Below are 11,920 nucleotides of genomic sequence, written 5' to 3' on the forward strand. Positions count from 1 at the left end.
GTTTTTAATATATGGTTTTTTTCCCGAGTAGGTTTCTTTTTGTTGTTTGTCATTGCCGAGACGTCGTATACGCTGTTCAGTAGCATCAAGCAGACAGTCCTTTTTTGATTAGATACATGGCTGAGTCTGCTTCCTTGAGAACTTGATCGGGATCAATGTCGCCACCAAGAATTAACTTCACTCCAACACTGGCACTGCCATGATGATTAACATTTCCGAGTACATAATCTGCATTCAATGCGCTTTGAATTTTATCAACAATAGATTGCACACACCGCGCCGCCTGCTCGGCATTGGCGCTTAATCCTGACAGCAACACAATGAACTCATCTCCACCGAGCCGGGCTACTGTGTCGGATTGGCGCACCAGTTTTTGCAGCCGATTAGCGACTTCGATAAGCATTTGATCTCCCGTGTCGTGTCCATAGGTGTCGTTTAACTGTTTGAACTTATTTAAATCAATAAACAAGACAGCCAAGTAACTATTCTCGCGCTTACCGAGATGCAGCGCCTGTGTCAACCGATCCAATAACAAGCGTCGATTAGGTAGTCGCGTGAGCGTGTCATGAAATGCCAAGTGCCGTAATTCCTCTTCTTGGCGCTTTCGCTCTGTCAAATCAAAAAATTGGATCAGTAAATGCACTTGACCCCGCAGATGTTTTGGCAGAATTCGGTAGTCAAACCACACATCTTTACCAAAGCTGGTCACGACGTGTGCTTCACGCTGTTGCGGTGTTTGAAACGTCAGGGCAGTGAGGCAATCACTCAGCAGGGTTGTTATTTTCCATGACGGTATTGCATAGAAGTTTTGAGCTAAAAGTTCCTCGCGTGTAGCACCCACAAATTTGGCATAGGCTTCGTTTGCCAATTCACACTGGCCACTCTCGCCATAAACCCCGATAGGCACTGGCGAATTCAATAGCAAGGTTTCATTAAAATCGAGTGCCTCGGACAGACTTTCGGTGCGTTCAATCAATTGGCTTTCTAGTTCCTTGCGCTTGGCAACTTCTTGCCGCAAGCGATGATTCCAATAGGCAAAGGATGCTAATAACAACGCTGTTACTCCTAACACCTGCCAGATAATGGTGTAATCAACTTCCTCGACAAAAGTGAATGTCGTCCAGCGTTTGGAAATCGCTGACTGATCTTCATGCGTGAGCGAAACAATTGCGATATTAAATGCATCCTTCAGGTCTGGCACACCCTTGCGCACCGCGATGGAAATTGGATAGGAATAGTCCAATTTGCCGATAATTTTCAGGTTTCGCAGCAGCCAGCCGTATTCGCTAACCAGTGCATCCAGTGGCGTCACATGTGCGTACACGCGATCAGCCATGATCGTCTCCATTGATTCATCAGCGCTTTCGACATATTTCTGCTGAATACTCGGGTAATCGCGGGCAATCCACTGCATGATTGCACCGTTTTTTGGTCCAGAAATCGTTTTTCCCGACAGGTTGCCCAACGAACCGATAAACGGACGATCGGGTTTGGCTATTAACACATGAACCATGTCGAAATAGGGCGCAGTAAAGTCAAGGTAAAGTTCTCGCTCGGGGGTTTTGACGGCACCAACGAGAAAATCGCAGTCGCCGCGTTTAATAGCATCCAGCGCATCTGACCAAGTGTCAGTCGGATGCGGCACAACCGTTATATCGAGCCGTGTGGCGAACAATTGCAGGTAATCGCCAAAAATCCCCTTTTCTATGCCATGTTCAGCATAGTCATAGGGACGCCAGAGTGGATTAAAGCAAAAAGTAAATGTCTGTCCTGATACTACAGTGGAGTCATGTGCCGGAGCTGCCGCATAAGCAGTGGCAAAATACAGCCAAAGTACCACGGGTGTTAATAGAGACCAGAACGTCACAACCATAATTGAGCCTAGCCCCTTTCTTTTTTCTTTAGACTTGTTTTGTCACTTATAAAACAAGGAGTTAGCAACGCTAAAATCTCCACATTTCTGTGGATGTGTTAAAAACAAAGTCTTATAAATCAGCGGGATACTGCTCACGCCGTCAAAACAAGTTTATTTAACGATGGTACGCGCATTAACCGGTATCAATACCGCTCAGGTAAATATTCTAAATATATTTGCCGGACATCTCATTTTTTGTGAAGCGTTATTATTAATAATACTGCAATTCGCCGGTAATGTTAGCAACCAATTCTAAGTTATTCAAACTTATTAAAACAAATTAAACGAGTGTTGACAAAACATAAATGCTTTTTTGATTAAAAAATCGTTTCAACTCATCATGCAATCCGTTCAAATGAACGCCACCAGCGGCGGCGCTCACCTAACTGCTTGATTAAACAGCAATTATTTTTTCCAGGGGCTGACCATCCCGAGCAGATGCGCCATATCTTTGAGGAAAATCCGCACATGCGCGGCGGGTTTGGCGCGCACCAGACGCTTGTGCATATACGCCTCCCACGTCAATTCCTGCACGTCCGGATCGGCGCAAATACTCACAAATCGCTCGCGGCGCGTGTCATTTTTGTACCAAAACCGCTGCATGATGCCCAAAATCCAAAAAACCCGCCCGTGCGCCCGCATAAACCGCTTGCGCGCCTGCGTTAACGCCTTACTTTTGCCCGTCGTGAGGAATTCTTCGACCGCATCCGCCGCCAAACGCCCGCCGGTCAGCGCGTAATAAATCCCCTCACCCGACGCCGGCGCCACCACGCCCGCCGCATCGCCGGCTAATACCACATCGCGTCCGTTATCCCATTTCGGCAGCGGATACAATGGAATTGGTGCGCCTTCACAACGCAAGGTTTCGCATTGATCTAATCCCGTTTTCATTCGCAATTGTTTAACCGCCGTGCGTAATGAAAAATCTTTTCTTTCAGTGCCGACGCCAACACTAATGGTGTCACCGTGGGGAAAAATCCACGCATAAAAGTCGGGTGATAATTCACCTTGATAATAAACATCGCAGCGTTCGGGATCAAAATCCCGAAATGGCAATGCGGGCGTACGAATGATTTCGTGATACGCCGCGACATGCGGTAATGCTTTGGCGGCGGGAATACACTGTTTAGCAACACTTGATTTCGCGCCATCCGCACCAATCACCGCCCGCGCCCGAATAGTTTGTAATGGCGCATGACGATCATTCGGCGTCGCACGATAATGAATTAACGCCACGCCATTCGCATCACGAGTTAATTGCTCGAAATAACCCATTACTCGTTGCGCACCCGCAGTCGCCGCCCGTTCGCGCAACCATTCATCAAATGGAGCGCGATCCACCATACCCACATACCCGCCGTTAATTGGCATATCTACATAGCGATTACTCGGCGCCACCATTCGTGCTGACCGAATATGCGCGACCAATTGTTCATCAGGAATGGCGAATTCTTCCATTGCTTTGGGCGGAATAGCACCGCCGCACGGTTTAATTCGCCCGCCGCGATCTAATAATACAACTGAGCGGCCGCGTTGCGCTAAATCAGTAGCCGCCGTTGCCCCCGCCGGCCCGCCGCCAATCACCACCACATCAACCAATTCTTGTTCACTCATAAAATAACCCAATTAAAATTGTGAAATAACGCAGCCGTCAAAATGACGGACGGTTGAATTAAAACATGCGCGGGTTGCGCCGCAATAGAAAATAGAATTAGGCAATGAATACGGCATTTATTGCGCCAATGTTAATCCGCGCACCGCAAAAGCGCTGACCATCATACCGCTAACATAAACGCTGACACTAAACGCACTTAACCAGGTGGCGCGGCCAATTGGATCGCGTAAAAATCGTGCCATTAACAGCGCTTGAATGGCAATTAAAATAGTGACAACCCAGCCGTGAACGGGCTGCCCCCAACCGAATAATAAACCAATTACGACTAATTGCGGGGCAATCATCATGGCGCAGGCTACGAGAGCAGCGCGATCTGCACCTAATTGCACGGGTAATGAACGTACGCCCAATTGCGTATCACCGGTAATGGCTTTGAAATCATTCAAAGTCATAATACCGTGCGCGCCGGCGCTGTATAAAAAGGCTAATGATAATACTTGCCACGTTGGCATTTGCCCGGCAATCATCACCGCCGCACCCGTGACCCAAGCTAATCCTTCATAGGAAAAGGCGACGGCGGCATTGCCCCACCAGCCGTTTTGTTTTAAGCGCAATGGCGGGGCGCTATAAATCCAGGCGAAAACTAATCCGACGGCAGTGGCGGCTAATACCCAGGGGCCTAATATAAATCCCAACGCCAGTGATAATAACGTCCAAATGATCGCAATGTATAAACCCCAATTGCCGGGAATACGGCCGGAGGGAATAGGGCGATAGGGTTCATTAATGGCGTCAACGTGCCGATCAAACCAATCATTCACTGCTTGACTGGCGGCGCAGACTAATGGACCAGCTAATAAAATGCCGGCGATAATCAATAAAACATTACTCCAAATTGGTTGCCCGGATGAGACCACGCCGCAGCTGAAGGCCCACATCGGCGGAAACCAGGTAATTGGATGGAGAAATTCTAAAACATCGGCCGCAGCAAAGCGGGTTGATGCGGGCGTGTTTGGCACATTTGTCATAGATAATACCCTGTTTTTTAATTCAGTTTTAATACCAAAATCAATTCAGGAGGCGCTCTCATTTGATTTAACACGGCGGTGTTCATTGCCAATGATTTGACAAGTCACCGGTGCAATGCAATTAAAAGCGTGCAATGATGCGCGCTGAAACGCCGGCGTGATAACTGAATTAGTCACGCACGATGAGCGCACTCAAGGTGGGATTTTACTGGAATTAAACTGAATGCGGCGGACAAAATGTCTGCCAGCGGGCGCACGGCATCCGTGCCATGCGGGGGCGGGGTGGTTTATTGCGCGGCTGGCGGTGCAGGCTGCGGCATCGGGGCATTTGGCACGATGGCGGCAGGCGCATCACCCGCAGGCGGTGTCATTTGTTCCTGCATTTGCTGTTGGATTTGACGCATCCGTTCCTGCATTTGCTGTTGCATTTGTTCAAAAAACGCGGCGGCTTCTTCTGCCGTAGCAACACCATCTTTATTAGTATCCATGCGCTGGAATGAATCCACCGCCGGGCGTTCAAACTCATTCAAATCAATCGCGTTATCATTATTTTTATCCAGATTTTTCACAAAGGTTTCACCCGGATCTGGCATTCCGCGCTCGCGCATTTGCGTCAACATCTCTGCCGGCACTTGTTTAGTGAACGCATTACGCGCTTCATCAATTGAAATATTACCCGACCCGTCGGCATCTGTTTCTTTAAAGCGCGGCAATTGCACCGACTTTGCTTCATCTAATGACACCTGTTGATCTTTATTCACATCCAATGCTTTCATAAAGGCTTCGGTCGGTGTCAGGCGCGGCGCAGTGGCGGCGTCAGTCGGGGCGGGCGGTTGGGCAACGCTCATACTGCTAATTAAACAAGCGGTGCAAATTGTCAAGGGACGTAAGGCCGTGTGGCGCATGGTCATTATCCTCTCATTGGTGGTTTAATTAGGTCATTCAAACATCATTTGGATCATGCCAAATGATGTTGGTTTATTTCTCAATACCGGCATTTAATTCAACGGAAATCGTAGTTAATGATGTCCATTGCGCGGCGGCAAATCTCGCGGCCGTAATCCGTCCACAAGCCCTGCCCCCAATAGCGATAACAACTGGTCTGTGACGCCATTAAATGAAACAGCGCGTTGCGGTAATGCGGATCATTGGTTTTCAAGCCAACCTTCTTTAACACTTTTTCATTAAACAGCGAGCTGGATTCTTCCATTGGTCCCAGCACATTGTCATAGCCCTTAACCCATGATAAATCATTCGTCCAACTGCCGCCGTCCATGTGGAAACGATGATCGGATTGCTTCAATTCAGCAATGATTTTAGCCAATTTTTCCGGCCCATCACCCGGCTGCATTCGTTCCCAAATCTTGCCCTGATGAATGGGGCGAATGGCGGTGAAATCGGTGTCTTTAATACCCATCGCAAATAATTGTTCGAGGTATTCACTGCCATTCATTAACGGCGTATCCGTGCCTGATCCACCGCGCACCGCTTCAAAGAACTTTGGCGGGAATTCATTCATCATCACGCCGCCATTTTCACCGTCCGCAATTTGCGTCACTAATGGCGGAACGCGCTTGCCGGCCAATTCCCAGCGCTCCAAACTTTGCGCTTCATACCATGGCTGCATTTGCGCGACTAATTTGGTATCCGAGCCTTGCGTTTTAAGAATCGCAATAATACTGGCTGTTTCACCCGCTGAATTAGTACACACCAACCGATGCGGTAAATGCGGGCGCTGCGGATGCCAACCATTTTCCACTTGTTCAACGCTGTGTTCTTGTAATAACACCCATTGATAACCGCAATCCACCAGCGTTTTCACGAATTCATACGCAACATCCGGATGATTCGGTAAAGCCATTTCAGAGGGTGAAAAACCGCGCACCCGTTCTAATGCGTCTAATCCAAAAATACCGGCAAAATGATGCTGAAATGCTTGCACATGCAGGCGATAATCTTGAATGGGTGTGGATGGCGCAACCGCATGACCCCACGGCATTCCTAACCATTCCACCGCCCAGCGGTAATCGGGATTACAGGTGACACTTTTTAATGCCTCAATTACATGATCTTCACCCATTGCCCGCAAGCCATACAAGAGCGTGCCGGAGTATTCAAGCATGACACGCGGTGATTTGCCCTCGTGAATTAACTGCGGAATAAACTCGCCCATGCGTTTATAACACCAGACAAAGGTTGGCGCATTATGATTATCGCCAATATGCTGGTTATCCATCATGTGTTTCAGATTGCTAATAATTGCGGCGGTTTGCAAATCCCCGCCACCGGCCGGGATCAATGGCTGATGCTGGTGCAGCGCAATGGCCGTTGCGGCACGAATGGTATTAAAGTTAATAGCGCCAGCGCCGCTCGGCGCGACAGGTTTTGATTTACCCGCGGCCATTGCGGCAGCCACGGCAGCTTCATTGCCGCAAATATTGGGCAGGGATTCGATCATCTCGGGAAATACAACAGGTGCAGTCACAACAACAACTCCAGAATGTCAATCATCTTATTTGGTGATTTAATGGTAAAGACCGTTTGTCTTACGGCGCAAGATTCATTGCCGTCTCCACGCCATTTGAATAATCAGTCGGCACCGCAACGGTGCGCGTTGCCAATTCACGATCAAGCATTAAAATAGCGCGGGGATCATTCGCCACAAAGCGCAGTTGATTTAAAATATCGCTATCGTTATTCTCCTCTTCAATCTGTTCGGTGACGTACCATTGAAGAAAAATCTGCGTGGCATTATCGCGCTCTTCTTTGGCAAGTTCCATTAGATCATTGACGCACCGCGTGATGAACTGCTCATGTTCAAGCGTTTTTTCAAACAGGTCAATGACTGAGGCGAATGCCTGTTCGGGCTTATCAATCGCCATGAGTTCCGGTTGCCCGCCCTGTTTTTGCACATATTCCAATAGCTTCATGCTATGAAACATCTCTTCATGGTATTGCACAATAAACCAGTGCGCAAAGCCCTTTAGCCCAATGAAGTTGGCGTAGTTTGACATGGACAAATACAGATAAGCCGAATACATCTCATTGTTAATCTGATGGCAAATCGCGTCGCTCATTTTGGCTGAAATCATGGAATCCTCTCGTCAATCAGGACGGTTATGTGATGCAAAAGTGGTCAGGGTTCATTGCGCAGCGGGTGCGGTGAATGATTAATTTTAATCAACCGCCATTAACAGGCGTTCAATTTCCACCAGCGCCTGCCGCACGTTATTCAAATCGGCCTCGGCCCGCGGCACCCACGCCTCACCCCAATAGGTATTGCAACTGGTTTCAGCGCGCAGCAATTGCCAGGTCGCGTCGTCCAATAACTGCGTCACGGCCGCCGCCGGGGCGTCGGGCAGCGTCTCCACCCGCTCGCGCAAGTCATTCAACATCGCGCTGACCACCGCGTAATCGGCATACATCTGTTTCTGCGCCAGCGACCCCGTCCACTGCGTGAAGTCGCGCCCGTGATGCCAGCCGGTATTCCACGCACCGGTGTTGATCGTCACCTCGCCGTGCGTGCCGTACTGTTTGAGGTAATCGGTGATAAAGGTCGGTTTGATGGCGGCGGTGTGACCGCGCACCCGTTCGAGTAGCGGCAGGTAAAAGGCGCTCCAAAAATTGGCGCCGTCGGTGACGTTGCGGAACCAGCCGCCATTTTCGCCGTCGGTGCAGGTGGTGATGAGCGGCGAAAAATCGCACCACTTGGTGCGCTCGGCGACTTCATTAATAAACCAGTCCACGTCCATCCCCGATTCTTGGGCGTCGGATAACTCGCGGTCGCGCACGATTACCGTGATTGCCGTGTCACCGTAACGCGCCAGATGCGGGCGGTAGCGAATGTCGTGCCAACTCATCTCCGTCAGCGGCTCGACGTGTCCGCTGTCCACCAGAACGTATTGGTAGCCAAAGCGCCGCAGCAGCGGGATTAATTCCATTGAAAAGCCCATTTCTGGTGGCCAAAAGCCGTGAAAAGCGGAGCGCCAAAACAGATGCTGGGCGATGCCGAGCCAGCGGTGCAGATGGGCGTCGCGTTCAGTAGCGGGAATCAGCGGTAGCACGGGGTGATAATAACCGGTGCCGAGGATTTCAAATAAATCCTGATTTTGCAGGTGCCACAATAACTTACCGCAATCCACGATGCCGTACACCCGCTCTTGAAACATCGGGTTGGAGAGCGTTTCCAGCAGGGTGCCGGACAGTGACAGGTGAACGCGGGCGAGGTCTTCCTGTCCCCACAAACTGCGTGGAATGCGGTCAAGGGCAAATAAAATCTCGTTGGCTTCCCAATTCTGCTGGTCGAGCAACTCTTCAAGATTGCCGGGCGGTTGGTGCAGGTTGAGGACCAACGCATGATGGGCGGTTGTTGTCATTTAACGGGTCTCCAATTCAATCACCGCCGTCGCGGCAATGTCACCAACAACGGCGCTCGGGTGGTCAAAATTGGCGCTAGTGTAGTCGAAAATGGGGCGCGTGGCCGTGAGTGGCCGTTGAGCGTTTTAACGTTGATTGCTGGCCATCGCCAACATCGCCCAGCGGATCAATAAACTTTCCAATAACAATTGTTTATTGACGCTGGTATTTAACAACCGCCGTGCTTTTAATACCTGCTGCGTGAATTGATGAATGGCGGCTGGTGAACAGCGCCGCGCCAGTTGCGTCAAGTCAGCGCGTTGATCGAGATTGGTAATAGCCACCTGCGCGCCGCCGCTGCCCAATCGCATGATGTCCACCAACCAACTGGTCAGCGTATCCAGTACCCAGTGCGGGTCGAGTGACTGCCACGTCACCGCCGCGGCCAGCGGATCCTGTTGCCCCCGCCCGACGCGCAGCCACGCTTGATAGGCCGTCGCCCGCGCTGCCAGCAACTCCGTGTCCGCCGCTAACGTCAGCGCCCGCAGCGGGGCGCCGGCCGCCAGTTGCAGCAACAGCGGGTACTGCGCGGCGGCGGGCGCTTGACCACCGACGGCGCGCAACCAGTCCAGCGCCAGCGCGGCCGGCGGCGGGACGAAGAGCAAATGTTGGCAGCGACTGCGCACCGTGGCCGGTAAGCGCGTGGCGTCGTCGGCAATTAACAGCAGCAACGTTGACGGCGACGGCTCTTCCAGTGTTTTGAGCAACGCATTGGCGGCGGTGCGATTCATCGCCTCAGCGGGGTGAATTTGAATCACTTTACGCGCCGCTCGGTGCGGGGTGAGCGCGGCCTGCGCGGTCAACTCCCGAATCGTGTCCACTTTAATTTCACCCAACACGCTGTCGGCGGCGGGTTGAACGTGCTGGTTATCCGGATGCTGACCGGTGGTGACGAGATGACATTCCTGACAACTGCCGCACGGTGCGCCATCTGCCAGCGGTTGGCGGCAGAGCAGGGCTTGGGTCAGCAGGTCGGCAAAATGGCGTTTGCCCAGTCCGGCCATGCCCAGCAACAGCCACGCATGACCGAGCCGTTGGGTGCGCGTTGCGGTGATGAGCCGCCGCCAGTGGTCGTGATGCCAGGGGAGACGGGTGCGGGGGATTGAATAGGTGAAGGCGGTCATCACTTTGAATCAAGTAAATTAAAAATGTCGGATCGGGATAATCGAATTATTGTGCTTTGGCAGTCGTTGATGCTGTACATGATAGCGAGTTAATATCGGATGTTTCTAATAAATAACAATAATAGCTTGTCGGATCGGCAATCAGACGTGCTTTAATGTTTTTGTATACTGCCTCATTTTGGTGTTTGACTTTGCTTGGTAGTCGCATAGCGAGTAGTTGCTTAATGTTTTGCGCATAGCGCCATACATACGGCAGTTTTTTAATAAATAAATAAACTGAACGCCACGCATTGTCTTGATGGAAAACCTTTGGGCGACTGGAGGCGCCAATGTGAAAGAAAACATTGCCATAGATACCGGCCATTAAGCGATGGTCGTTTATTTTATTTGATCTATTGAATTTTAACCAGGGTTGCTGGTGTTGCCATAACGACAATCCCACGCCAATTCCCGTGTCTGCTCTTTGTTGAGTTTCTTGATAAAACTGATTCAAATTGTTTTCTTGACCAGTTGGCCACATGGTCGGTTTATAATTGCTAAAAAACGGTTTAGTCATCATTAACCCGCACGGATGCGGCAGCCAATGATCGCCTAATTCTTCACGACTCACGGCTGCTACATCAACATGTTGTTCAGACATTATTTTGATTAAATCAGTTGCCCAATTTTGTTTTATCGGCCATGAATCTGAATCTAAAGTACACACATGAGAACACCCGCCTTTTTCAAAAGCGTATTCAATAAGCTGATCCAAATATTGCCCATGTTCTTCGGCATCACGAATAGTTAGATACGGCAATGTTACAATCTGAACGTGCGGTGTATTTTTTAACTGGTTTAAATACTTTTCTTTCAATCTATTGGCTGCCGCATAAATAACGAAATTGACATCTTTTGTATTGCGTATGATTTCTTTTAGCTGTAGTTCTAAAACCCAATCACCTTCCGATTTATAATAGTAAACGCAGCAAATTCCGAGTTTAAGATTAGGTTCGTTTTTTGTAATCATAATAAAAATACCTCAAAAATTGATCATTAACATTTATGCCCAACTCCCCTGACGTAACTCATTGACTTGACTAATGATAATCGTCTGCACCTGCGCGGTCACTGCCGCCTGCGGCTGTGTGGCATCAATCACGCGAAACCGCGCCTGATCCTGTTCTGCCAATGTCAAATACACGCTGCGCACTCGTTCAAAAAACGCGACCGTTTCCAGTTCAAAGCGATCCGGGTGTCCAGTTGCCGCGGTCGCTCGCCGCTGGGCGCGGGCTAAACCGACGGTCGGCGGCAGGTCAAATAGCAGCGTTAAATGCGGCCGCAAACCATCTTGCACCCAGTTTTCCAAATGCCGAATGTGTTGCGCATCAATGCCGCGCCCGCCGCCCTGATAGGCATAACTGGCGTCGGTGAAGCGGTCACAAATCACCCAAGTGCCGCTACTCAGCGCCGGCAAAATGGTTTTGTGCAAATGTTCGGCGCGGGCGGCGAACATCAGCAACAACTCCGCCGTCGCGCTCATGCCCTGATTGGCTTGATCGAGTAGCAACGCCCGCATTCGTTCGGCGATGTCCGATCCGCCCGGCTCGCGGGTTTTCAAAAACGGCACGCGCTGTTCAATTAAGGTTTCACAAATCACGTCGCGTTGGGTGGTTTTGCCCGCGCCTTCAATGCCTTCTAATGTGATTAATCGCCCGTAGGGTAATGCAGGTTGGTGGTTCACGGTGACTCTAATTATTTTGCATGATTGCCACAATCGTAGCAGGATTTCCCGAGGCATAAATAGCGCGGACTGTCATGCAAGCAGGCGCGAGCGAGCTTT

The 11,920-nt window shown here is 50.3% G+C and carries 10 protein-coding genes; all 10 read right to left on the reverse strand.

What is annotated here, in order from left to right:
* Positions 1-85: 85 nt before the first annotated feature.
* The 10 genes from HUK38_RS13795 to tmk all read right to left on the reverse strand — a co-directional run bounded on the left by HUK38_RS13795 (position 86) and on the right by tmk (position 11,821).
* Positions 86-1,873, reverse strand: a complete 1,788-nt coding sequence (locus HUK38_RS13795) for a diguanylate cyclase domain-containing protein (RefSeq protein WP_182584916.1) — start codon at positions 1,871-1,873, stop codon at positions 86-88.
* A 447-nt stretch (positions 1,874-2,320) separates the two neighbouring features.
* The gene (locus tag HUK38_RS13800; RefSeq protein ID WP_182584917.1) at positions 2,321-3,529 is read right to left on the reverse strand and encodes a geranylgeranyl diphosphate reductase; all 1,209 of its coding nucleotides are present in this window, start codon (positions 3,527-3,529) and stop codon (positions 2,321-2,323) included.
* 117 nt (positions 3,530-3,646) lie between these two features.
* Positions 3,647-4,558: a chlorophyll synthase ChlG gene (gene chlG, locus HUK38_RS13805; RefSeq protein ID WP_182584918.1), complete on the reverse strand. Its 912-nt coding sequence runs from the start codon at positions 4,556-4,558 to the stop codon at positions 3,647-3,649.
* Between the two features lie 287 nt (positions 4,559-4,845).
* Positions 4,846-5,463: an EF-hand domain-containing protein gene (locus HUK38_RS13810; protein WP_182584919.1), complete on the reverse strand. Its 618-nt coding sequence runs from the start codon at positions 5,461-5,463 to the stop codon at positions 4,846-4,848.
* A gap of 98 nt (positions 5,464-5,561) precedes the next feature.
* The gene (locus tag HUK38_RS13815) at positions 5,562-7,016 is read right to left on the reverse strand and encodes a glycosyl hydrolase family 57 (protein ID WP_182584925.1); all 1,455 of its coding nucleotides are present in this window, start codon (positions 7,014-7,016) and stop codon (positions 5,562-5,564) included.
* An 88-nt stretch (positions 7,017-7,104) separates the two neighbouring features.
* The gene (locus HUK38_RS13820) at positions 7,105-7,650 is read right to left on the reverse strand and encodes a ferritin-like domain-containing protein (protein WP_182584920.1); all 546 of its coding nucleotides are present in this window, start codon (positions 7,648-7,650) and stop codon (positions 7,105-7,107) included.
* An 84-nt stretch (positions 7,651-7,734) separates the two neighbouring features.
* Entirely contained in the window at positions 7,735-8,934 is a 1,200-nt protein-coding gene (locus HUK38_RS13825; protein WP_182584921.1) for a polysaccharide deacetylase family protein, read from the reverse strand.
* Positions 8,935-9,060: 126 nt separating this feature from the next.
* Positions 9,061-10,098, reverse strand: coding sequence for a DNA polymerase III subunit delta' (locus HUK38_RS13830; protein WP_182584922.1), 1,038 nt, complete (start codon positions 10,096-10,098; stop codon positions 9,061-9,063).
* Between the two features lie 46 nt (positions 10,099-10,144).
* A complete protein-coding gene (locus tag HUK38_RS13835) occupies positions 10,145-11,107 on the reverse strand; it encodes a hypothetical protein (protein ID WP_182584923.1) in 963 nt (320 codons plus the stop codon).
* Positions 11,108-11,140: 33 nt separating this feature from the next.
* Positions 11,141-11,821 (reverse strand): dTMP kinase, encoded by a 681-nt coding sequence (gene tmk / locus HUK38_RS13840; protein ID WP_338065428.1) that lies wholly within the window; start codon positions 11,819-11,821, stop codon positions 11,141-11,143.
* Between the last annotated feature and the right edge of the window lie 99 nt (positions 11,822-11,920).

This window comes from Thiospirillum jenense (assembly GCF_014145225.1).
Classification (GTDB): Bacteria; Pseudomonadota; Gammaproteobacteria; order Chromatiales; family Chromatiaceae; genus Thiospirillum; species Thiospirillum jenense.